Below are 21498 nucleotides of genomic sequence, written 5' to 3' on the forward strand. Positions count from 1 at the left end.
CGCGCCGTCAGGCGCGTCGCCGGAACGTCTCGACGTCGACCGACGCGGTCACGCGGATCGCGGCGGGGAGGCGAGCGAGATGTCGTCGAACCGCGGCGGTCTCGACGTGATGGGCGCTCGGGCCCATCGCGACCAGGGCGAGGACGTCCTGGTGGGTGAGCGTCATGTCGAAGGCGACGGCCCGGTGGTCGACCGCCTCGAAGCGCGCGGAGAGCGTGGCGTGCACGCGAGCCCGCTTGTCGGGCGCGACGCCGAGCATCCCGAGGACCGGCACCAGCTGGTGGAGGTGCCGCGGGGTGGGCGTCACCACGATGAGCGCGCCGTCCGGCGACAGCACGCGCGCGATCTCCGGCCCGTTGCGCGGCGCGAACACGTTGACGACCAGTCGGGCGGCGGCGTCCTGGATCGGCAACGGCTGCCAGACGTCGCAGGCGATCGCGGCGATCCGCGGGTGCGCGCGGACCGCGCGCCGGAGCGCGGGCGCGGAGGCGTCGAGCGCGACGCCCCACCACGCCCTCAGCTCCCGCAGCAGGGCGGCCAGGTAGTAGCCGGTGCTGGCGCCGAGGTCGACGACCGACGGCGCCGCGTCGGCGGTCCGGGCCGCGATCGGACGCGCGGCGGCCTGGACCGCCGCGGCGATCGGGGCGTAGTGGCCCGCGCGCAGGAACGTCTCGCGCGAGACGACCATGTCGGCCGCATCCCCGGCCGCGCGCTTGCGGCGCGGCGCGAGCAGCGCGACGTGGCCCTGGCGGGCGAGGTCGAAGCGGTGGCCGCGCGCGCACGCCAGCGCGCGATCGGCGGGGACGAGCGACCCCGCGCAGTTGGGGCAGCGGAGGCGCGCGGCCAGGACGGCGAGCGCCGTCGGACCGGTGGCGGGGATGGGCGACCGCGCGCGCCGACGCGCGCCCGGTCTGCTGGGGGATGACACGGAACCGCTCCTCTGAAGGCCGGCCGCCCGACGGCGGCGATCCACGACGAAGCCGGCGGCCGGCGGCCGTCGGAGCACTGCGGGGTCGTGGACGAGCGACTAGAGGTAGGCGTGCGCGGACGCGTGCATCGGCGCGGAGGATACGCGGGCACGCGGCCGCCGGCGGCGCCGGAGGCATCCGCTCGGCCCCGTACGATCCCTCCGATGCGCCTGATCGTCGCCCGCTGCGAAGTCCGCTACTCCGGCCGCCTCGACGCCCTGCTGCCCGAGGCGCTGCGGTTGGTGATGATCAAGTCCGACGGCAGCGTGATGGTCCACGCCGACACGGGTGGGTACAAGCCCCAGAACTGGAGCTTTACGACCGCCATAAGGGCCGTAAGCGCTGGACGCGCAATCGAAGATCTCGTCACCGCACAGAGCGCGCGATAGCTACACCGTAGGACCCGCCTCTGTTTCCTGGGGTTGTAGCCGTGTGAGCGCTGTTTCCCAGCCGTAGCCCGGCAGCACTCCGTTGGTGTCGAAGAGTGATCGAACAAACGCATTCTTTGCCCTTGACGTCGTACAGGTGAGCGCGGCAACAAGGAGCTGTGAAGCCTCGACTAAGCAGTGCTCTCGTGCTGTCGCGTACTTGAGCATTTGGTTGGGAAACGTGGGTTGGGTGCGCTTAGCCAATGGGGTTTCGCGCCAACCGTTCGTGACCAGGATGCCCTTAGGGCGCTCATCGTGACTTTCGATATATGAGCTGACCCACTTTTCGAGCTGTGCAGCATCAGCTTCCTTGGCGCTCTTGGTGAGTCCCTTGACTTCAATGACCGCGATCCTGTCGCGCCACTTGAGCACACGATCTGTGCGTCCAGGTTCGCCTTCTTCGACTTGGCAACCCAGTTCGACCAGTGCTTCATGAACGGCTCGCTCTAGGTCTTTGCCCGTGCCTGCGATGAGGATCTTTTGTTGCTGGAGTCGGGCTAGTGACGCATGAGACTCTTCGAGTTCTTGTTGGGCTTCAGCGACCTTCTCTTGCGCCTCGATCGTCAGGGCGACGGCCTCGGGCTCGCCCGGGAGGACATAGTCTGCGGCCCAGTTCGGAAGGGCGTTTCCGTCACTCGCACCAAGTGCCTTGTGTAATTCAACGAGAGCGTCGATGAACTTGCCGTGATGCAAGGCATCTAGTTCGGCTTGCTTTGCGGCCCAGCGCTCTGAGAAATCTGGGGCATTCCGGTCGAACTCGTTCGCGTTGGGCTGAGCGCTCCCGAGTTGTGGTAGTAGAAGGACTGTGCCGCCGGACATCTCCACCTTGGCTCCGACCGGTCGATCGGTGCCAGCCATGGACAACAACGTCTCGCCCGTGGCTTGCTTGAAGTAGGAGTTGAAATAGAACTGGTCGCCGACAGCTCGCCAGAAGGATGAGAACGGTGGTCCCGCGACGAGTCTGAATTCGTCGCCTGAGCCGGGAACAAGCTCCAAATCGACTGGGAGCACCCCGTCGCTTCGCGACTCCGCGACAATTCGTTTCAGTCGTGGTTTGGCCGGCGTGCCCTCATTCCGTGTCTCGCCCGTGGCGTAATACCAGCCGAACGACTGAGGCGTGAAGATGACCAGCAACTTGCTTAGGGCGAGAAAATCTCGGAACTCTTGAGAGCGGCGCCTTCGATCCGCAAGGTAGGCGACGGACGCGTTGTCTGTTAGGCAGGGCGCGTTTCGATACCGGGAACTTTGACTGTAGTTATCAAGGATCTCTTCTGGATCCCAGATCACTATGTCGTGCTGGAGGATCGTGCGGTCGTCGGAGTAGGTGAGGTTCTCAACCCGTGTGTCTTCTAGATACCTGTCGAGCGTGAGAATCTTCGGGGCCATCCATGGAGTCTGCCGTTGCGTCCAGACGCGACGCACACGCATCGAACGACGGCGGCGAATGGCGACCGATCGAGCCCGTACGTGACCGAGGTGCTGCTCGACTAGTGGCGCTACGACCATGGTGCTTCGCACCACGTGGATGTCTGGCGAAGCCATGACGTCGCTCGGCGCGGCGGGATCGGACGCGCGCATTTGGGTGCATCGTTGAGTACACCGACGTAAGCGCCGGATACGATGGCGCGCGTGCCTGACGAGGACGCGAAGGGAACGGAGAGCGCCAGCCCGGCCGGACGAGAACCGCGCGCGTCTGCGTCGATACGGGGACCGTTGGTGTTCATCAGCCATGACACCCGCGACGCGGAACTTGCCGAGGCGTTCAGCAAACTGCTGTCGAGCGTCAGCACCGGAATGCTCAAGAGCTTCCGGTCTTCGGACCGAAAGGGTGTCGAAGGAATCGCCTTCGGCGTTGACTGGTACCCAGAGCTCATGACCAAGCTCGACAGCGCCTGCGACGTCGTGTGCTTGCTGACCGCGCGCAGTCTCGATCGGCCGTGGATCCTCTTTGAGGCTGGCGTGGCCAAAGGGAAGCTCGACATCCCGGTTCACGGGCTGGCGCTCGGCGTGCCGCTCGGCAGCGCCAGCGGCGGGCCGTTCGCGCAGTTCCAGAACTGCGACGACAGCATCGACGCCCTGGCCAAGCTGGTCGAGCAACTCGTGCAGCGGCTGCCGAACGCCGATCCGGACCACGACATGGTGTTGGGTCAGGTAAAGGCGTTCAAGGCGAAGGTCGACGAAATCCTTGCGCGTGACGGCGAGGACATGCCTAACGAGGAGCCGCCGGGAGACGCCGCCAGCGCCAAGCTGTTCGAGGAGATCAAGGTGATGTTCCAGGATCTCCCGTCGCGGATCGACTCCGACGCCGAGCATCGCCGGTTCCGCGGTCGGCGGCGACTTCATCCCGGCATGATCGAAGAGTTCGTCATGTTTTCGACGAGAGGCGAACCAGATGTCGGGGTGGCCGCGCTCGTAATGACCTCGATGGTCAAGGACGAGCTTCCGTGGCTGTACACGATGGCGGTCGAGCTGTACCGCGCATCGCTCGGCGATGACCGCGCGGCGACGCGACAGGCCTACCGCTCGTTTGTTCGAACGGTCGAATCGCTCGAACGCGGGCCGTTCCTGCACGAGCTGATGGGCTCACGCAAAGAACTCAGACTGCTGGTGCACGAACTGCCGCGCATGCTGCATCACCTCGGGGTGGGGCAGTTCGAGCCAGAGCCAGACGAGTCGAACGACGAGGACTGAGGAGACTCGGACGCCCCGCGCCACCGCAGCGAGCACTACAACAACCTACGGACCTGCGCGCGGAGGCCGGGTGATGTTCCAGCAGCGAGCGGCGACTGAGTTGGGTCGCGTCATAGTCAGCAACCAGGGACGCAGCGCTTCTGCGTGCCTCGCTCGCTGATCGAGCCAGACGCTCTTCGAGTCCCAGGCGCCGAAGAGTGGTAGACACGCTGCGCGAGCGCGGAGCGCAGCAGGCGCCGGAGCCGTCCGCCTCATCATGTTCAAGACCGACGCGCGGTGGCGTCGCGAACTGGCACAGCCGGGGGCACCTGCTAGCCGCAGAGCGCTGATTGACATAGGCGGGTGCGGAATGCCGCTAGGTGCGAAAGTTGGCGTGTCCTTCCGCCCGCCTGGGCGCGTACCGTTCTTAGGGATGCGTCTCATTGTTGCTCGCTGCGCCGTCGACTACACCGGCCGTCTGACGACCCACCTGCCCATGGCCGTCCGCCTCCTCATGATCAAGAACGACGGCGGCGTGTCCATCTGGCACGACGGGGGGTCTGCTGTAAAGCCGCAGAACTGGATGACGCCGCCGACGGTCGTCGAGCTCCAGGAGGACGAGGCGACCGGCGCGCTGAAGCACATGGTCGTCCGCAAGCGGGCGGGGGCGACGGAGGATCGGCTGGACATCGCGATCGCCGAGGTCGTCTCGGACGTCACGCACGACATGGGCGAGGCGGCGGCGTTGGAGAAGGACGGCGTCGAGGCGCATCTGCAGGAGCTGCTGGCCGAGCAGCCGCACTGGTGCGGCGAGGGGTTCCGGCTGGTCAGGCGCGAGTGGGCGACCGACATCGGGCCGGTCGACCTGATGTGCCGGGATGCCGAGGACGGCTGGGTCGCGGTGGAGATCAAGCGTGTCGCGACGATCGAGGCCGTCGAGCAGCTCACGCGCTACCTGGAGCGGCTGCGGGCCGAGGATCCCGCGATGGCGGAGGTCAAGGGCGTCCTGGCCGCCCAGCAGATCAAGCCGCAGGCGCGGGTGCTCGCGGAGTCGCGGGGCATGCGCTGCGTCGAGGTCGACCTCGCCGTCCTGCGCGGCGAGCGCGAGCCCGACCTCACGCTGTTCATGGTTTAAACGCGCTCGTTCGGTCATGATGGGCCGATGAGCAGCGACCACGTCGACGTCCTCATCGTCGGCGCCGGGCTCTCGGGCATCGGCGCCGCCCACCACCTGCAGCACCGCTGCCCGGGCAAGTCCTATGCCATCTTGGAGGCGCGGGACGCGATCGGCGGCACGTGGGACCTGTTCCGCTATCCGGGCATCCGCAGCGACTCGGACATGTTCACGCTCGGCTACTCGTTCCGGCCGTGGACGGCCGCGAAGTCGATCGCCGACGGCCCGTCGATCCTCGAGTACGTCCGCGACGCCGCGCGCGACGGCGACATCGAGCGCCACATCCGCTTCCACCACCGGGTCATCGAAGCCTCCTGGTCCAGCGCCGACGCGCGCTGGACGGTGACCGCGGAACGCACCGACACCGGCGCCGACACCGACGACTCGGGCACCGGCGAGACCGTCACGCTGACCGCCAACTTCCTCTTCGGCTGCACCGGCTACTACCGCTACGACGCCGGCTACATGCCGGACTTCCCCAACGTCGACGACTACGCGGGCACGCTCGTCCACCCGCAGCACTGGCCGGACGACCTCGACCACACCAACAAGAAGATCGTGGTCATCGGCAGCGGCGCGACGGCGGTCACGCTCGTGCCGGCCCTCGCCCAGGACGGCGCCGCCCACGTCACGATGCTCCAGCGCTCGCCGACCTACATCATGACCTTGCCCGGCGAGGACCCGATCGCCAAGGTGATCCGCCGCGCGCTGCCCGAGAAGGCCGCCTACGCGGTCGTGCGCTGGAAGAACGTCGCGATGCAGGGCGTCTTCTTCCAGCTCAGCCGCCGCGCGCCGCGCCTGATCCGGCGCGTGGTCGCCGCGACCGTCAAGCGCCAGCTCCCCGACGACGTCCCGTTGGACCCGCACTTCACGCCGACCTACGACCCGTGGGACCAGCGCGTCTGCCTCGTCCCCGACGGCGACCTCTTCACCGCGCTGCGCGAGCGCAAGGCCTCGATCGTCACCGACCGCATCGCCACGTTCACGCGCGACGGCCTGCGCCTGGAGTCCGGGCACGAGCTTCAGGCCGACATCGTCATCTCGGCGACCGGCCTGCGCCTGCAGGCCCTCGGCGGCATCGGCTTCTCGGTCGACGGCCGCGCGATCGACCTGGCGAGCACGGTCGGCTACAAGGGCATGATGTTCAGCGGGATCCCGAACCTCGCGATCGCGCTCGGCTACACCAACGCCTCGTGGACGCTGAAGTGCGACCTGACCTGCGAGTACGTCTGCCGCCTGCTCAACCACATGGACTTCCACGGCTACCGCCGCGTCCTGCCGCGCGAGCTGCCGCCCGGCGAGGGCACGCGGCCGCTCATCGACCTCCAGTCCGGCTACGTCACGCGCGCGGTCGCCTCGTTCCCCAAGCAGGGCAACCGGGCACCCTGGCGCTTGTACCAGAACTACGCGCGCGACATCATGATGTTGCGCCGCGGGCCGCTGGAGGACGAGGGCATCGAGTTCTCGCGCGACGCCTCGGCGCCGGGCTCGTCCGCGGCCGCCGAACCCGTCGCGGCGTAGCCCCCGGGTGTGAGAGGCTGGCCCGCCATGGGTCGGTCTCTGGTGGTGGCAGCGCTGCTGCTCGCGGTGATGGCGAGCGGCGCGCAGGCGAAGCTGACGGTGCGCGGCAGCGCCGAGCAGGTGCAGATCACGGGCGCGCGGCCGCACGCCCAGGTGACGCTGCGCACGGCGCGCGGGCGCGCCGTCCAGCACCAGCGGGCGGGGTCGCTGGGCGGCATCGTCTTCCGCGACGTCACGCCCGGCACCTACCGCGTCGGCTCCACCAAGATCAAGGTCTTCTCCGACCGCGGCGCGCCGCCGTCGACCAAGACCTACCACCAGAAGATCCCGTCCTCGGGCTACGGCTACCTGACCACGCGCGACGGCACCGAGCTGGCCATCGCGGTCCGGCTGCCCGCCGGCGTCAAGCCGCCCTACCCGACGCTGATCGAGTACTCCGGCTACGGCTACGCGGACCCGGCCGGCGGCCAGTCGTCGATCGCCCCGATCGCGCAGTTGCTCGGCTACGCCGTCGTCGACGTCAACATGCGCGGCACCGGCTGCTCCGGTGGCGCGTTCGACTACTTCGAGCCGCTGCAGGGCCTCGACGGCTACGACGCGATCGAGACCGTCGCGCGCCAGCCCTGGGTCCTGCACCACAAGGTCGGGATGATGGGCATCTCCTACGGCGGCATCAGCCAGCTCTTCGTCGCCGCGACGCGGCCGCCGAGCCTGGCGGCGATCACGCCGCTGAGCGTGATCGACAACACCCAGACGACGCTCTACCCCGGCGGCATCCTCAACACGGGCTTCGCGCTGACCTGGGCCAAGGACCGCGTCCACGACGCGCGCGCCGCCACGGCGACCGCCGGCGGCCAGGCGTGGGCGCGCAAGCGGATCGCGGGCGGGGACCGGACGTGCAAGGCCAACCAGGCGCTGCACCCCGAGGCCGTCAACCTGCTCGAGAAGATCAAGGCCAACGACGTCTACGTGCCCAAGGTCGCCGACCCGCTGGCGCCGATCACGTTCGTGCGCAAGATCAAGGCCCCGACGTTCCTGGCCTGCCAGTTCACCGACGAGCAGACCGGCGGCCACTGCCCGGCGCTCGCCGACCGCTTCACCGGCACCTCCGACAGGTGGTTCACGTTCACCAACGGCACGCACATCGACGCGCTGGACCCGGCGACGTTCACCCGCTGGTTCGACTTCCTGGAGCTGTACGTGGCCCGGCGCGCGCCGCACCTCAGCGACGCGCTGAAGGGCCTGGCGCCCACGGTCTTCGCGACCGCGATGGGCGTCGGCGGGCTGACGCTGCCCGCCGACCCGGTCCAGCAGGCGCCGAGCTACGCCGCGGCGCTGGACGCCTGGCGCGCGCAACCGATGGTGAAGGTGTTGTTCGACAACGGCGCGGGCGGCCCCGCGCCCTACGCGCCCGGCCCGGGCTTCGAGCAGGACTTCGCGTCGTGGCCGGTCCCCGGCACGCGCGGGCAGACGTGGGATCTCGGCGGCGGCTCGTTCACCTGGTCGCGCACCTCGCGCCCGGCCACCGACTTCTCGGGCGACACCGGCGGCGGCCCGAACGGCCTGTGGACCGCGACGCCGTCCTACCGCTGGACCCAGCCGGCCGCCGGCGCCGTCGCCTCCTGGACGACCGATCCGCTGGCGCAGACCACGACGGTGATCGGCGCGGGCAAGTTGGAGGCCTCGATCGCGACGACCGTCCCCGACGCCGACCTCCAGGTCACCGTCAGCGAGATCCGGCCCGACGGCGGCGAGGTCTTCGTCCAGTCCGGCTGGCTGCGCGCGTCCATGCGCAAGCTCGACGCGAGCAAGTCCACCGCCTTGGCCCCGGTGCTGAGCCTGCGCGCCCGCGACCGCGCGCCGCTGAAGCCCAACGCCGCGACGCCGATCACGATCCCGCTCTACTACGAGGGCCACGCCTACCGCGCGGGCTCGCGGATCCGCGTCACGCTCGGCCCGCCGCGCGGCGACCAGCCGGTCTGGGCCTTCGGCGACACGGTCCCGCGCGCCGGCACGCCGACGATCGCCGTCACCGGCGCGCGCCTCACGCTCCCGGTGGTCGACGGCGTCTCGGTCCCGACGCCGCTGCCCGCCGCGTGCGCCGCGCTGCGCGGGGAGCCCTGCCGCTGACCGAAGGTCGATGCGAATAGGCTCCGCGCCATGTCCGAGGATCCGCAGCAGCCCGCCGTCCTGACCGAGCGTCGCGACGGCGTCCTGGTCATCACCATCAACCGTCCCGAGGTCCGCAACGCGGTCAACGGCGCGGTCGCGCAGGGGATCGCCGAGGCGCTGGACACGCTCGACGCCGACGACGAGCTGCGCGCCGGGATCCTCACCGGCGCGGGCGGCTTCTTCTGCGCGGGCATGGACCTCGGCGCGTTCGTCAAGGGCGAGTCGCCGTGGTACGGCGACCGCGGCTTCGCGGGCATCGCCCAGCGCGGCGCGCGCAAGCCGCTGATCGCCGCGATCGAGGGCTTCGCGGTCGCCGGCGGCTTCGAGATCGCGATCGCCTGCGACCTGATCGTCGCCGCCGAGGGTGCCAAGCTCGGCATCCCGGAGGCCAAGCGCTCGCTGGTCGCCGCGGGCGGCGCGCTGCTGCACCTGCCCAAGCGCATGCCCTACCACGTGGTCATGGAGCTGGCGCTGACCGGCGACCCGATGCCCGCCGAGCGCTTCCACGCCTACGGCGTCGTCAACCGCCTCGCGCCGGCCGGCGGCGCGCTGGACGCCGCGCTGGACCTCGCCGCCGCGATCGCCGAGAACGGCCCGCTCGCGCTCGCCGCGTCCAAGGAGATCGTGCAGCGGCAGTTCGACTGGACCGCCGACGAGCAGTGGGCCAAGCAGGGCGAGATCAGCGGTCCGGTGTTCGGCTCCGAGGACGCCAAGGAGGGCGCGTCGGCGTTCAAGGAGAAGCGCGACCCGGTGTGGCGCGGGCGCTGACGCCGCCGCGATCCCGCGCGCTCGGCAGGACCGCCGGTCGAGCGCGCTTCCGACCGTCCGTAGGAGCGATGCCCGCCGCCGCGCGGGCATCCTGGCGCCATGTCGATCCGGCCACCGCAGATCGTCGCGTTCGGCGGCGGAGGGTTCTCGATGGAGGCGGGCAACCCGCTCCTCGACGACTACGTGCTCGCCGCGACCGGCGCCGACCGTCCGAAGGTCTGCTTCGTCCCGACCGCCTCGGGCGACGCCGACCACTACGTCGTGCGCTTCTACCGCGCGTTCGCGGCCGTCGCCGAGTGCAGCCACGTGTCGCTGTTCCGCCGCGACAAGGGCGCGGGCGCGGTCGAGGGCGACCTCGAGCGGCACCTGCTCGACCAGGACCTGATCTACGTCGGCGGCGGCTCGGTGCTGAGCCTGCTCGGCGCGTGGCGCGCGCACGGGCTGGACCAGACGCTCAAGCGCGCGTGGCGCCGCGGCGTGCTGCTGTGCGGGCTCTCCGCCGGCTCGCTGTGCTGGTTCAGCGAGGCGGTCACCGCGTTCCACGGCCCGCCCGAGCCGGTGCGCGGGCTCGGCCTGCTGCCGCACTCCAACTGCGTGCACTACGACGGCGAGGCCGCGCGCGGCGAGGTCTTCCGCGACCTCATCGCCACCGGGCGGATGCGCGCGGGCTACGCGGCGCAGGACGGCGCCGCGCTGCACTTCGAGGGGCGCGAGCTGCTGCGCGCGGTCTCCTCGCGGCCCCAGGCGCGCGCGTTCCGGGTCTCGGCCGACGGCGAGCACGCGCTGGCGGTGGAGTACCTCGGCGCGCCGAAGCTCGCCGCGGCCGCGGCGGCGGCATGAGCACCACCAAGACGCCCACGATCCTCGCCATGGGCGGCGGCGGCTTCACGTCGCCGTCCGGCGATCCCGCGCTGGACGAGCTGGTCCTGGAGCTGTGCGGCCGCCGCGAGCCGCGCGTCCTGTTCCTGCCGACGGCCTCCGGCGACCCCAACGAGCAGATCGCCGCGTTCCACATGACCTACGGTCGCCGCGCCGCGCTGGCGACCGTCCTGTCGCTCTTCCGCCGCCACGGCGACGAGCGGTCGCTGCGCGAGATCGTCCTCGCCCACGACGTCGTCTACGTCGGCGGCGGCTCGATGCGCAACCTGCTGGCCATCTGGGCCGCGCACGGGCTCGACGTCGTGCTGCGCGACGCGTGGCGGCGCGGGATCGTGCTGGCCGGCCTGAGCGCGGGCGCGATGTGCTGGTTCGAGGGCGGCGTGACGAAGTCGTTCGGCCCGCCGGACGTCCACCGCGGGCTCGGCTTCCTGCCCGGCTCGCTGAGCGTGCACGCCGACGGCGAGCCCGAGCGCCTGCCGGTCTACCTCGACGCCGTGCGCGGCGGCGCGCTGCCCGGCGGGTGGGCGGCCGACGACGGCGTCGGGCTGGTCTTCGAGGGCACGGCACTGAGCCGCGTGGTCACCGCGCGGCCCGGGACGACCGCGCTGCGGGTGGACGCCGTCGGCGGCGAGCTGGTGCGCGAGCGCCTGACGCCGGAGCTGCTGGGCGCCGGCCCACTGGGCACGCGCCCGCTGCCCGACGACGTCAAGGAGTGGCGCAGGACCCGCTATGGCCCGGGCTGATCCGCCGGCGTCAGCGCCAACACGAACTGCAACGCGAACGCTTCGGGACACCGGCGTACGCACCGGTCGCGCACCGCGCCCAGCGCTGGGACCCGTGACTCCAGCGGCAGCGGGGCGGGCACCGGACGTTCCGCCAGGACGGCGAACCCCGCACGGCGCGCCAGCTCCGTCGCGCTCGCGCGCGTGAAGAAGCGCAGGTGCGTGCGGTCGAAGAGGCCGAAGTCCGCGTAGTCGAAGCGCCCGCGCAGCAGCGCCCGGCGGGCGGTCCAGTGCGCGACGTTCGGGACCGAGATCACCGCGCGACCCTGCCCGCCTGCCCCCAGCAGCGTGCGCAGCCAGGCCAGGACCGACCACGGGTCGCGGAGATGTTCCAGGACGTCGGCGCAGACGACGACGTCCGGGCCGCTCGCGCCGCTTCCGGCCATCGCCTCCACCGCCTCGCGCGTCAGCGGCGACTCGAGGTCGCCGACGACGACCTCGCGGCAGCGCCCGGGCTGCCGCGCCTGCTCGGCGGCGACCGGGTCGAACTCGACGCCGTCCACGACGCAGCCGCGTCGCGTCAGCTCGGCGGCCAGGTAGCCGGTCGCGCAGCCGACGTCGAGCACGCGCGCGCCGGCGGGCACCTCGGCGAGGACCAACCGATGGGACTCGCTCAGGCCGTGCTCCGCGACGAGCGCGGCGTAGGGACCGTGCGCGTCGCCGCTCAAGCGCCGTCGCCGTTGAGCGTCGCGATCAGCGAGCGCGCGCCGCCGCGGTCGCGGTGCTCGCACAGGTAGATGCCCTGCCACGTGCCGAGCGCCAGCCGCCCGCGTGCGACCGGCAGCGTCAGCGACGGCCCCATCAGCGCGGCCTTGACGTGGGCGGGCATGTCGTCGGCGCCCTCGTCGGTGTGCGTCCAGGGGAAGTCCTCGGGCACGTAGGCGTTGGCCCACGTCTCGAAGTCGCGCCGCACGTCGGGCGAGGCGTTCTCGTTGAGCGTCAGCGACGCCGACGTGTGCAGGATGTGCAGGTGCAGCAGGCCGACCTGGAAGTCCTTCAGCTCGGGCAGCCGCTGCACGACCTCGCGCGTGACGAGGTGGAAGCCGCGCGGCTTGGGGTCCAACGTCAGCTCACGCTGCGCCCACATCGGGCACCTCCGGACGCTCGATGCCCTCCCAGTAGTCCACCTGGTCGCCGATCTTGAAGTACATCTTGATCCCGTCGCTCTCGGTCAGGCGCTGGGCCGGGCTGACCTTGTCCTCGTCGGGGTAGATCACGACGTCCGGCGTGCCGTGCGTGGAGATGGCCAGGAACTTGACGTCGCCGTCGGTGTCGTTGACGAGCTGGTGGGCGCCCTGCGCGCCGGGCGGAAAGCGGACGACGTCGCCGTCGCGCAGCCGCCGCCAGCCCTCGGGCGTGCGCAGGACCGGCGAGCCCTCCAGCAGCACCAGCACCTCCTCCTCGGCGAGGTGGAAGTGATAGGGGTAGGCGACCTGGCCCGCCGGCAGCAGCCACTGGCTCACGCCGATGCGCTCGGTCCCGAGCTGGCGGCCGATCCGGGCGCGGTAGGCGACGAAGCCGTCGACGGCCTCGCGCGGCTCGTCGTAGTTGGGGTCGTTGAGGTTGGGCACGATGGACGACATGTTCACACGTCGTGCGGGATGCGTGCGACGCGCAGGTCGACCTTCCCGTTGCGCGTGAACGGCACGCCCTCGTCCCACAGCAGCTGCCGCTGGCGATCGCCCTTGGCCAGCGAGCCGTCGGCGCGCACGACGCGCCACCACGGGACCTCGGCGGTCTCGTGGATCCGCAGCACGGTCCCGGTCAGCCGCGGCGCGCCGGGGGAGAGGTCGCCGTAGGTCCGGACGAAGCCCTCGGGGATCGCGGCGATGGCGTCGAGGATCGCACGGTGATGCGATGCTTGGTCGATGGTCCGGCGTGGCACGTACTCGATCGTCGCACGCGACGAGCAGACCGGCGAGCTGGGGGCCGCGGTGGAGTCCCACTGGTTCTCGGTCGGCTCGATCGTGACCTGGGCGCGGCCCGGCGTCGGCGCGGTCTGCACGCAGTCGATCGCCGAGCCCGCCTACGGGTCGCGGCTGCTGGACGCGCTGGCGGGCGGGACCGCGCCGGCCGACGCGCTGCGCGCGCTGCTGGACGGCGACGACGCGGCGCGCTTCCGCCAGGTCGCGGCGATCGGCACCGACGGGCCGCCGGCGGTGTGGACCGGCGACGGCTGCATCGCGTTCGCCGGCCACGCGAGCGGCGACGACTTCAGCGCCCAGGCCAACATGATGGCCTCGGAGGACGTGTGGCCCGCGATGGCCGAGGCGTTCGCGCGCGCGACCGGCCCGCTGGCCCGGCGGCTGCTCGGCGCGCTGCGGGCGGCCGAGGGCGCCGGCGGCGACGCGCGCGGCAGGCAGTCGGCCGCGGTGGTGGTCGTCCCGGCGTCCGGCGAGCCGTGGGAGCGCACGGTCGACCTGCGCGTCGAGGACCACGACGAGCCGCTGGACGAGCTGGGGCGCCTGCTGACGCTGCACGACGCCTACACCTTGGCCACGCGCGGCGACGACCTCACCGGCGCGGGCCGCCACGCCGAGGCCGGCGAGGCCTACCGCGCCGCCGCGGCGCTGGCGCCCGGCAACCACGAGCTGCTGTTCTGGGCCGGGCTGGCCGAGTTCGACCACGGCGACCGCGCGACGGGGCTGCAGCAGCTGCGAACGGCGATCGCGATGCAGCCCGGGTGGCGCGAGCTGATGGCGCGCCTGGAGCCCGACGTCGCGCCGGCCGCCGCGCGGGCGCTGGCGGCGCTGGACCAGTAGCGCCGCCCTCAGCTGAGGCGATACCCCTCGGCCGTCTCGCTCAGGATCCGCGTGCCCGTCACCGCGGTGACGTTGAGCGGGCCGTAGATGTGCGGGAACTCGTCGCCGACGTCGGTGGCCTGCTCCCACTTCAGCGTCGCCGCGAGCCGGGCGACCGCGACCTCGAGCGCCAGCAGCTCGCCGCTGCCCGCGAAGACCCGGTCGGCGGTCGACTCGACCTGCGCGAACGTCGAGCAGTGGATGAACCCCTCCTCCCGCAGCGACGGCGCCGTCAGCTCGCCGACCTCCCGCGCCTTGGCCCACGCCTCGGCGGTGGTGATGTGCAGGATCGTCTCGTCGTCGCGGGGCATCGCCGCGGACGGTACCGCGCACGTCGGTTCACCGCGCGGGGCGGTGCGGGCAACCGGCCAACCGGCGCGGACCAGGGGTTCTCCCGATTGCGCGGGCCCAGGGCGGCCCGCAGCATGCCGGCCATGCGCTCGCTCCCCCTCGCCCTGGCCGCCGCGGCCTGCGCGGCCGTCGTCCCCATCGCCGCCGCCGACTCGATCTCCTACATCAAGGACGGCGACGTCCACCTGACGACCCCGGACGGCGCGCGGGACCACCGGGTGACCACGACCGGCGGCTACTCCTCGGCCTCGCAGGCCGACGACGGCCGCATCCTCGCGCTGCACGGCCGGCGCTTCCACCTGATGGACCGGTGGGGCCGCGTCCAGGCCGACTTCTCGCCGATCGCCGCGGGCACGGCCGGGACCGTGACGGTCGACGGCCCGTTCGACCCGGCGATCTCGCCCGACGGCACCCGCGTCGCCTACGGCCTGTACCTCCAGTACACGCACGGGGACCCGAGCTGCGGGCTGCCTGGCGGCTGCTGGGAGGGCCACCTGTACGCCGCGACCGGGTATTCGCCCGCGACCGGCCCCGGCGACTTCCACGACCCGCGGTACATGCCCAACTACGGGTGGATGGACCCCTCGTGGATCGACGACTCGCGGACGCTGCTGAGCGGGCCGTCCTCGGCCTACCTGTCGCACGTCGGCATCGACGTGCTCGGGGACGACCAGCACGAGGCGACGGAGTGGTTCTCGGACTTCAGCGACGGCACGCGGAACCTGTTCGACGGCGAGCTGAACCGCCAGGGCACGGGCGCCGCGTTCGTCGCCAACGCCTCCGGCGACGCGCTGCGCGTCTACCACGTCGACGGGCCGCCGCGGAAGGACGCGCCGCCCCAGCCGTGCCTCAACGCGCCCCAGCGCGCCGGCGCGTGGACGTCGCCGTCGTGGTCGCCGGACGGCAACCGCCTCGCGATGGCCGACGACTCGGGCCTGTACGTGGCCGACCTGCCGGGGATGCGGAGCGGCTGCCCGGACGCCTCCCAGGTCAAGGTGGTGTCGGTCGCCCCCGGCGGCTCGTCGCCCGACTGGGGCCCCGCCGACCTGCCCGAGCCCGCGACGCGACCGGTGCCGGTCGCGGATCCGGCGGCGCCCGCCGGGCCGACGACGCCGACCTCGGGCGCGGCGCCGACGTCCACGGGCGTCAAGGGCGGCACCGCGCCGTCGGACGCCAAGGGAGCGTCGCTCAGCGCGCGGGCGATGAAGGTCGGGGCCAAGGCCATCGTCTTGAGGGTCGCCGTCCCGGCGGCCGGTCGCCTCTCGGCCACCGCGACCCGCGGCGGCCGCACGCTGGCCATCGCGCCGGCGCGGTCGGTCAAGGCCGGCAGCGTGACGCTGACGCTCAAGGCCAAGCGGTCGCTGCCGCGCGCGGGCAAGCTCACGGTCCGCGTGACGCTGAAGCCGGGCGCCGGCGGCGCGGCGCGCACGACGACGCTGAAGATGGCGCGGCGCTAGGCGCGATCCAGCAGCGCGCGCTCGGCGGGCGCGTACCCGCGCGCCCGCGGCGCGAGCGTCGCGTCGCCCAGGCGCGGCGTCAGCGCGGCGGCCTCGGCGTCGAGCAGGTCGACGGCCTCGGCGCCGAGGTCCTCGAACAAGGTGTAGGTGATGTCCGCGCCGCCGCCGTCGCGGGTCCAGGCGCCGACGATGCGGCCGTCGGACCAGACGGTCGGCGCGACGTTGCCGTTGACGTCGAAGACGCGCTCGGCGTGGTCGCCGAGGTACCAGTCGCGGTGCTTCCAGCCCATCGGGGTCGCGTCGAGCGCGGGGAGGAAGGCGATCCACGGCGCGGCGCCGTCGGCGATCGGCTCGACGTCGTCGGCCGCCACGACGCCGGGCGCGTCGTCCTCCAGCAGGCACGCGACCACGTCGTCGCCCGCCAGCGCGCGCCGCGTCTGCGTCTTGGTCCAGCCCGCCCACCAGCGCAGGTCGTCCTCGCGCGCGGGCCCGTAGGCGCGCAGCCAGGCGCGGGCCAGCGCGCGCTCGGCGGCGTGGGGGTCCAGCTCCTCCAGCGGCGCGCCCAGCCAGGACTCCAGCGCCGTCCAGCGGAACTGCGTCGACGACCAGCTCCCGCGCGGTCGCGCGCGGATCGCCCGACCCTCGGCGGCCAACACCAACAACAACCGTGAGGCCAGCTTGACCTCCTGCGACCACTTGCCCGAGCCGGTCCGGACGCTCTCGGCCAGGCGCTCGTCCGCCGCGGCCAGCTCGGTCGCGGTCAGCTCGGCGCCGGACAGCGCCTCCAGCGCGATCGCCTCGGTCTCGCGCAGCCACGCCGGCGAGCGATCCAGCCCCTTGAGCAGCTTGGCCCGCTCGCGCGCCGCGACGCCCAGCGACGCGGCCGCGTGGATCACCGGCGCGGTCGCGCGGTCGACGACGAACATCGTCCGCCGCATCGCGAGCATCCGGATCAGCGTGCGCTCGTCGTACAGCGCGCGCTCGACCTCCTCCGGCCCGCACGCCCGGTCGGCCAGCCGCGCCCACGACGCGATCACCACCGACGCCGGGTCCGTCGAGTGGATCGCGACCACGGAGGCCGCGATCTCCTCGACCGACCCGGCGCGCGCATCGCCCGCCAGCCGATGACGCGCCCCGAGCCGGGCGCGCCGCTCGACGGCGGAGAACTTCAAGGCGTTCATGCTCTACGCGAGGCGCGCGAAGGAGCCTCTGGCGAGTTCGCGCGACTGAACCTCGCCCCCTGGGCGAGCGTTCAGCGCTCGCCCGGGGTCTTGATGGGGTACATGCTCACCGGCGTCGACAGGTCGAGTGCGGTGCGCAGGATCCGGGTCTGCTCGGCGGTGTGCGCGGCCGGGTAGCCCTCGCCCGGGCTGGCGCGCTCCGGGCGGCCGATGTACCCGAACGCGAGGTGGTCGGGCAGCACCTGCAGCAGGCGCGGCGACATGTGGGCGCGGGCGCCCATGTTGCGCGGCTCCTCCTGCACCCAGACGACTTCCTTCAAGTTGGGGTACGTGTTGATCAGCTCCAGCACCTGCCCCTCCGGGAACGGGTACAGCAGCTCGATCCGGCCCACGGCCACGCCCTCGTTGCCGGCGCGGTTGGGGTGGCTGACCAGGTCGTAGTAGATCTTGCCGGTGCAGAGCACCAGGCGCGTGACCTTCTCGATCGGCACGCGCGGCTCGCCCAGGACTGGGAAGAACTTCGACTCGGCGAGGTGCTCGATCCGGTTGGTGGCCTGCGGCAGGCGCAGCAGCGACTTCGGCGTGAAGATCACCAGCGGGCGCTGCTTGGTGATCCGCGCCTGGCGCCGCAGCAGGTGGAAGTACTGCGCCGGCGTCGTGAGGTTCGCGACGCGGATGCTGCCCTCGGCCGCCAGCTGCAGGAAGCGCTCGATGCGGGCGGAGGAGTGCTCCGGGCCCGAGCCCTCGTAGCCGTGCGGCAGCAGCAGCGTCAGCCGGGAGGTCTGGCCCCACTTGGCCAGGCCCGAGACGATGAACTGGTCGATGATGACCTGGGCGCCGTTGGCGAAGTCGCCGAACTGCGCCTCCCAGAGCACCAGCGACTCCGGCGCCTCGGCCGAGTACCCGTACTCGAAGCCCAGGCAGGCGATCTCGCTCAGCGGGGAGTTGTGCAGCTCGAACGGCGCCAGCGCGCCCGGCAGCGACTGGATCGGGCAGACGGTCTGGCCGGTCTTGGCGTCGTGCAGGACGAGGTGGCGCTGCGAGAACGTGCCGCGCTCGACGTCCTGGCCGGTGAGGCGGACGGGCGTGCCCTCGGTCAGCAGCGAGGCGTAGGCCAACTGCTCGGCGTGCGCCCAGTCGATGCCGCCGTCGGCGCCCAGCGCCACGCGGCGGCGCTCGAGCTGCTTGACGAGCTTGGGGTGGACGGTGAAGCCGTCGGGCGTCGTCAGCAGCTCCTCGTTGAGCTGGCGCAGGCGATCCGCGGCCACCGCGGTCGGCACGTCGGGCGACGGCGAGCGGTCCAGCTGGTACTCGCCGGTCTGCTGCGTGACGCCGCCGGCGGCCTCGGCCGCCTTGATCTTGCTCTTGAGGTCGGCGTGCAGCGCGGACAGGCGATCCCAGATCTCCTGGCGCTGGGCCTCGACCTCGGCCTGCGTGATGACGGTGTCGCCGACGAGCTTCTCGGCCCACAGCTCCGCCGCCCGCTTGTGGCCCTTGATCTTGGCGTACATCTCGGGCTGCGTGTAGGCGGGCTCGTCGGCCTCGTTGTGGCCGAAGCGGCGGTAGCCGATCAGGTCGATGACGACGTCGTGGCCGAACTCCTCGCGGTAGGCGAAGGCCAGGCGCACGGCGCTGATGCACGCCTGCACGTCGTCGGCGTTGACGTGGATGATCGGGACGTCGTAGCCCTTGGCCACGTCCGACGCCCAGCGCGTGGAGCGCGCGTCCTCCGGGTCGGTGGTGAAGCCGACCTGGTTGTTCTGGACGAGGTGCATCGCGCCGCCGACCTTGTAGCCGTCGATCGCCTGGAGGTTGAGGCCCTCCGCCACGACGCCCTGGCCCGGGAAGGCCGCGTCGCCGTGCAGGACGATCGGCATCGCCGCGTCGGTGTCGCGGTGGGCGTGCGGGCCCTGGCGCGTGGTCTGCGCGGCGCGCGTGGCGCCGAGCACGACCGGGTGCACGAACTCCAGGTGCGACGGGTTGGACTCCAGGTTGACCAGCACCGACTCGCCGTTGGGCAGCTGGTAGGAGCCCTGCGCGCCGTGGTGGTACTTGACGTCGCCGGTGCCGCCCTGCGGGATCGTCGTGACGGCCTCCAGCGTGGAGGCGCCCTCGAACTCGGCGAAGATCGTCTCGTAGGGACGGCCGAGGTTGTGGGCCAGGACGTTGAGCCGCCCGCGGTGCGCCATGCCGACGACGACCTCGCGCGCGCCGTGCGCGGCCGCGAGCTGGATCGCCTCGTCGATGATCGGCACCGTCATGTCGAGGCCCTCGATCGAGAACTGCTTCTGGCCGAGGTAGGCCTTGTGCATGAAGCGCTCGAACGCGTCGACCTCGATCAGGCGCGTCAGCAGCGCCTTCTGCTCCTCGTTGGTCAACGCCTTGCGGAACTCGCCGCCCTCGATCTTCTCCCGCAGCCAGGTGCGCTGGCGGTGGGAGGCGATGTGCTCGATCTCGTAGGCGATCGTGCCGCAGTAGGTCTCCTTGAGGTGCGGCAGCGCGTCGGCCAGCGTCGCGCCCGGCACGTGCATCCGCAGGATCCGCGCCGGGATCTTGGCCATCAGCTCGGGCGTCAGGCCGACCGTGTCCGGGTCCAGCGCCGGGTCGCCCTCGGGCTCGGTGCCCAGCGGGTCGAGCTTGGCCGCGAGGTGGCCGTGCGTGCGGTGGGCCTTCAGCAGCGACGTCGCCGCCTGGACGGCCTGCAGCAGCTCCTCGTCGATGTGGTTGGCGCGGCGCTCGACCGTGCGCGACTCGCGCGCGGCGGCCGCCGCGGCGGCGGGCGCGGGCGGCGTGGGCGCCGGGCCGAGGGCGGCGCCCAGCGACGCGAAGACGCCGTCGTAGAACCCGTTCTCGCCCTGCAGGTAGGCCTCGACGACCTGGAGGAACCGGCCCGACTCCGCCCCCTGGATGATGCGGTGGTCGTAGGTCGAGGTCATGGTCATGACCTTCTCGGCGCCGATCATGTCGCCGATGTTCCCGAGGCCGACCGGGTAGGCGATCGAGCCCGTGGCGACGATCGTGCCGTTGCCCTTCATCAGGCGCGGGACCGAGGCGATCGTGCCGATGCCGCCCGGGTTCGTGAGCTGGATGTTGGCCCCGACGAGGTCGTCGGCGCTGAGCTTGTTGTCGCGCGCCTTGGCGATCAGCGCGTCGAACGCGGCCTTGAAGTCCTTGAACGAGAGGCGGCCGGCGTCGCGGATGACCGGCACCATCAGCGTGCGCGAGCCGTCCTTCTTCTCGACGTCCACGGCGATGCCGAGGTTGACGGCCTCGTCGTCGATGCGCGTCGGCTTGCCGTCGATCGTGTCGAAGTGATGGGACATGACCGGCATGTCCTGCTGGGAGGCCAGCGAGATGGCGTACGCGATGAGATGCGTGAAGGACACCTTCTGGCCGGCGTCCTTGAGCTGCTTGCGCCGCGCGTCCATCGTCGTGACGGTGATCGTGCGGAACGACGTCGCGGTCGGGATCTCGCGCGACTCGTCCATGTAGCGGGCGAGCATCGCGGCGGCGCCCTTGATGACCGTGCGCTTGCCGGTCAGGGTCGCCGGATCGAAGCTCAGGACGTCGTCCTTGGTGACCTTGCCGCGTGGGCCGGTGCCGGGGACGTCGGCCACGTTGATGCCCTCGGCGGCGGCGACGCGCGCGGCGACCGGGGTCGCGTTGGCGGAGGTGTCGACGGCGGTCGCGCTCGGCGCGCTCGTCGCGGCCGCGGCGCCGTTGCCGCTCGGCGCGTCGGAGGCGGCGGGCTTCGCGGCACCCGCGCCGACCTGCATGCGCGCGATCACCTGGCCGACGGTGACCGTCGCGCCCTCCTCGGCGAGGATCTCGGTGATCGTGCCCGCGGCGGGGGCGGGCAGCTCCATGTCGACCTTGTCGGTGGAGATCTCGACGACCGTGTCGCCGTCGCCGACGCTGTCGCCGACCTTGACCGCCCACTCCAAGATGGTGCCCTCGGTCACCGACTCGCCGCCCGCGGGCGTCGTGATGTCGACGATCTCGCCGGTGCCGGCCTCGGCGGCCGGCGCCTCGGCGGTCGCGGACGCACCACCCCCGTTGGAGGACGCGCCGTTGTCCGATCCACCGCCCGACGGCGCGATCTCCGCGAGGACGGAGCCCACCTGCACGGTGTCACCCTCGGCGAAGTGGATCTTCACGATGGTCCCGCTCGCGGGCGAGGGCACCTCCGCGTCGACCTTGTCGGTCGAGACCTCGACGAGGATGTCGTCGGCCTCGATGGTGTCACCTTCCTGCTTGTGCCACTCCAGGATGGTGCCTTCCGTCACCGACTCGCCCATGGCGGGCAGGGTGACCTCGATCACTGCGGCTTCGACGGCCATGTCTCT

19 protein-coding genes are annotated in these 21498 nt (G+C 71.9%); 10 read left to right on the forward strand and 9 right to left on the reverse strand.

Going from position 1 to position 21498, the window contains the following annotated elements; genetic code table 11:
• Positions 1 to 7 precede the first annotated feature (7 nt).
• On the reverse strand, positions 8 to 928 hold the full coding sequence (locus VFG42_RS26595; RefSeq protein WP_324911884.1) for a putative RNA methyltransferase: 921 nt from the start codon (positions 926 to 928) through the stop codon (positions 8 to 10).
• A gap of 204 nt (positions 929 to 1132) precedes the next feature.
• Between VFG42_RS26595 and VFG42_RS26600 the strand changes: the two genes are divergently transcribed.
• Complete coding sequence (locus VFG42_RS26600) at positions 1133 to 1357, forward strand: hypothetical protein (protein ID WP_324911885.1); 225 nt, start codon at positions 1133 to 1135, stop codon at positions 1355 to 1357.
• Here the strand turns inward: VFG42_RS26600 and VFG42_RS26605 are convergent, their stop codons facing one another.
• Entirely contained in the window at positions 1358 to 2782 is a 1425-nt protein-coding gene (locus tag VFG42_RS26605) for a hypothetical protein (protein ID WP_324911886.1), read from the reverse strand. It abuts the gene before it with no gap.
• A gap of 243 nt (positions 2783 to 3025) precedes the next feature.
• Here VFG42_RS26605 and VFG42_RS26610 point away from each other — a divergent pair, with 243 nt between their 5' ends.
• The 7 genes from VFG42_RS26610 (at position 3026) to VFG42_RS26640 (ending at position 11323) form a co-directional block, all read left to right on the forward strand.
• Complete coding sequence (locus tag VFG42_RS26610; RefSeq protein WP_324911887.1) at positions 3026 to 4087, forward strand: hypothetical protein; 1062 nt, start codon at positions 3026 to 3028, stop codon at positions 4085 to 4087.
• A 412-nt stretch (positions 4088 to 4499) separates the two neighbouring features.
• The gene (gene nucS / locus VFG42_RS26615) at positions 4500 to 5201 is read left to right on the forward strand and encodes an endonuclease NucS (protein WP_324911888.1); all 702 of its coding nucleotides are present in this window, start codon (positions 4500 to 4502) and stop codon (positions 5199 to 5201) included.
• A 27-nt stretch (positions 5202 to 5228) separates the two neighbouring features.
• Positions 5229 to 6761: an NAD(P)/FAD-dependent oxidoreductase gene (locus VFG42_RS26620; RefSeq protein WP_324911889.1), complete on the forward strand. Its 1533-nt coding sequence runs from the start codon at positions 5229 to 5231 to the stop codon at positions 6759 to 6761.
• A gap of 27 nt (positions 6762 to 6788) precedes the next feature.
• Entirely contained in the window at positions 6789 to 8891 is a 2103-nt protein-coding gene (locus VFG42_RS26625; protein WP_324911890.1) for a CocE/NonD family hydrolase, read from the forward strand.
• Between the two features lie 30 nt (positions 8892 to 8921).
• Complete coding sequence (locus VFG42_RS26630; RefSeq protein WP_324911891.1) at positions 8922 to 9701, forward strand: crotonase/enoyl-CoA hydratase family protein; 780 nt, start codon at positions 8922 to 8924, stop codon at positions 9699 to 9701.
• A 99-nt stretch (positions 9702 to 9800) separates the two neighbouring features.
• Positions 9801 to 10541: a peptidase E gene (locus VFG42_RS26635; protein WP_324911892.1), complete on the forward strand. Its 741-nt coding sequence runs from the start codon at positions 9801 to 9803 to the stop codon at positions 10539 to 10541.
• Positions 10538 to 11323 (forward strand): peptidase E, encoded by a 786-nt coding sequence (locus VFG42_RS26640; protein ID WP_324911893.1) that lies wholly within the window; start codon positions 10538 to 10540, stop codon positions 11321 to 11323. Before VFG42_RS26635 ends, VFG42_RS26640 begins: the two co-directional genes overlap by 4 nt.
• Here the strand turns inward: VFG42_RS26640 and VFG42_RS26645 are convergent.
• From VFG42_RS26645 to VFG42_RS26660, 4 genes are read right to left on the reverse strand one after another with little or no spacing between them, the layout of a single operon-like run.
• Positions 11308 to 12030: a class I SAM-dependent methyltransferase gene (locus VFG42_RS26645; protein WP_324911894.1), complete on the reverse strand. Its 723-nt coding sequence runs from the start codon at positions 12028 to 12030 to the stop codon at positions 11308 to 11310. The two genes, VFG42_RS26640 and VFG42_RS26645, sit on opposite strands and share 16 nt — an antisense overlap.
• Positions 12027 to 12449, reverse strand: coding sequence for a secondary thiamine-phosphate synthase enzyme YjbQ (locus tag VFG42_RS26650; RefSeq protein WP_324911895.1), 423 nt, complete (start codon positions 12447 to 12449; stop codon positions 12027 to 12029). Before VFG42_RS26650 ends, VFG42_RS26645 begins: the two co-directional genes overlap by 4 nt.
• Positions 12433 to 12945, reverse strand: coding sequence for a cupin domain-containing protein (locus tag VFG42_RS26655; protein ID WP_324911896.1), 513 nt, complete (start codon positions 12943 to 12945; stop codon positions 12433 to 12435). The genes VFG42_RS26650 and VFG42_RS26655 overlap by 17 nt, the downstream gene beginning before the upstream one ends.
• A 2-nt stretch (positions 12946 to 12947) precedes the next feature.
• Positions 12948 to 13247 carry an MGMT family protein gene (locus VFG42_RS26660; protein WP_324911897.1) on the reverse strand — a complete coding sequence of 100 codons (300 nt, stop codon included), beginning with the start codon at positions 13245 to 13247 and terminating at the stop codon, positions 12948 to 12950.
• Between VFG42_RS26660 and VFG42_RS26665 the strand changes: the two genes are divergently transcribed.
• Positions 13231 to 14124 (forward strand): DUF1028 domain-containing protein, encoded by an 894-nt coding sequence (locus VFG42_RS26665; protein WP_324911898.1) that lies wholly within the window; start codon positions 13231 to 13233, stop codon positions 14122 to 14124. The two genes, VFG42_RS26660 and VFG42_RS26665, sit on opposite strands and share 17 nt — an antisense overlap.
• 8 nt (positions 14125 to 14132) lie before the next feature.
• On the opposite strand, the gene VFG42_RS26670 is transcribed toward VFG42_RS26665, so the two are convergent.
• A complete protein-coding gene (locus VFG42_RS26670; RefSeq protein WP_324911899.1) occupies positions 14133 to 14474 on the reverse strand; it encodes a DUF952 domain-containing protein in 342 nt (113 codons plus the stop codon).
• A 123-nt stretch (positions 14475 to 14597) separates the two neighbouring features.
• Here VFG42_RS26670 and VFG42_RS26675 point away from each other — a divergent pair, with 123 nt between their 5' ends.
• Positions 14598 to 15971, forward strand: a complete 1374-nt coding sequence (locus tag VFG42_RS26675) for a hypothetical protein (protein ID WP_324911900.1) — start codon at positions 14598 to 14600, stop codon at positions 15969 to 15971.
• On the opposite strand, the gene VFG42_RS26680 is transcribed toward VFG42_RS26675, so the two are convergent.
• Together VFG42_RS26680 and VFG42_RS26685 are read right to left on the reverse strand one after the other, a co-directional pair.
• Entirely contained in the window at positions 15968 to 17152 is a 1185-nt protein-coding gene (locus VFG42_RS26680) for a winged helix DNA-binding domain-containing protein (RefSeq protein ID WP_414642488.1), read from the reverse strand. The genes VFG42_RS26675 and VFG42_RS26680 overlap by 4 nt on opposite strands.
• A gap of 71 nt (positions 17153 to 17223) precedes the next feature.
• Positions 17224 to 21492: a multifunctional oxoglutarate decarboxylase/oxoglutarate dehydrogenase thiamine pyrophosphate-binding subunit/dihydrolipoyllysine-residue succinyltransferase subunit gene (locus VFG42_RS26685; protein ID WP_324911902.1), complete on the reverse strand. Its 4269-nt coding sequence runs from the start codon at positions 21490 to 21492 to the stop codon at positions 17224 to 17226.
• Positions 21493 to 21498: the final 6 nt, after the last annotated feature.

The organism is Baekduia sp., from assembly GCF_035685985.1.
Taxonomy (GTDB): domain Bacteria; phylum Actinomycetota; class Thermoleophilia; order Solirubrobacterales; family Solirubrobacteraceae; genus Baekduia.

What these genes read in the sequence shown, in the direction of transcription:
- VFG42_RS26600 (WP_324911885.1), top strand. Translation starts at nt 1,133, where the DNA reads ATGCGCCTGATCGTCGCCCGCTGCGAAGTCCGCTACTCCGGCCGCCTC.
- VFG42_RS26605 (WP_324911886.1), bottom strand. Translation starts at nt 2,782, where the DNA reads ATGGCCCCGAAGATTCTCACGCTCGACAGGTATCTAGAAGACACACGG.
- nucS (WP_324911888.1), top strand. Translation starts at nt 4,500, where the DNA reads ATGCGTCTCATTGTTGCTCGCTGCGCCGTCGACTACACCGGCCGTCTG.
- VFG42_RS26620 (WP_324911889.1), top strand. Translation starts at nt 5,229, where the DNA reads ATGAGCAGCGACCACGTCGACGTCCTCATCGTCGGCGCCGGGCTCTCG.
- VFG42_RS26625 (WP_324911890.1), top strand. Translation starts at nt 6,789, where the DNA reads ATGGGTCGGTCTCTGGTGGTGGCAGCGCTGCTGCTCGCGGTGATGGCG.
- VFG42_RS26630 (WP_324911891.1), top strand. Translation starts at nt 8,922, where the DNA reads ATGTCCGAGGATCCGCAGCAGCCCGCCGTCCTGACCGAGCGTCGCGAC.
- VFG42_RS26635 (WP_324911892.1), top strand. Translation starts at nt 9,801, where the DNA reads ATGTCGATCCGGCCACCGCAGATCGTCGCGTTCGGCGGCGGAGGGTTC.
- VFG42_RS26640 (WP_324911893.1), top strand. Translation starts at nt 10,538, where the DNA reads ATGAGCACCACCAAGACGCCCACGATCCTCGCCATGGGCGGCGGCGGC.
- VFG42_RS26650 (WP_324911895.1), bottom strand. Translation starts at nt 12,449, where the DNA reads ATGTGGGCGCAGCGTGAGCTGACGTTGGACCCCAAGCCGCGCGGCTTC.
- VFG42_RS26655 (WP_324911896.1), bottom strand. Translation starts at nt 12,945, where the DNA reads ATGTCGTCCATCGTGCCCAACCTCAACGACCCCAACTACGACGAGCCG.
- VFG42_RS26665 (WP_324911898.1), top strand. Translation starts at nt 13,231, where the DNA reads ATGGTCCGGCGTGGCACGTACTCGATCGTCGCACGCGACGAGCAGACC.
- VFG42_RS26670 (WP_324911899.1), bottom strand. Translation starts at nt 14,474, where the DNA reads ATGCCCCGCGACGACGAGACGATCCTGCACATCACCACCGCCGAGGCG.
- VFG42_RS26675 (WP_324911900.1), top strand. Translation starts at nt 14,598, where the DNA reads ATGCGCTCGCTCCCCCTCGCCCTGGCCGCCGCGGCCTGCGCGGCCGTC.
- VFG42_RS26680 (WP_414642488.1), bottom strand. Translation starts at nt 17,152, where the DNA reads ATGAACGCCTTGAAGTTCTCCGCCGTCGAGCGGCGCGCCCGGCTCGGG.
- VFG42_RS26685 (WP_324911902.1), bottom strand. Translation starts at nt 21,492, where the DNA reads ATGGCCGTCGAAGCCGCAGTGATCGAGGTCACCCTGCCCGCCATGGGC.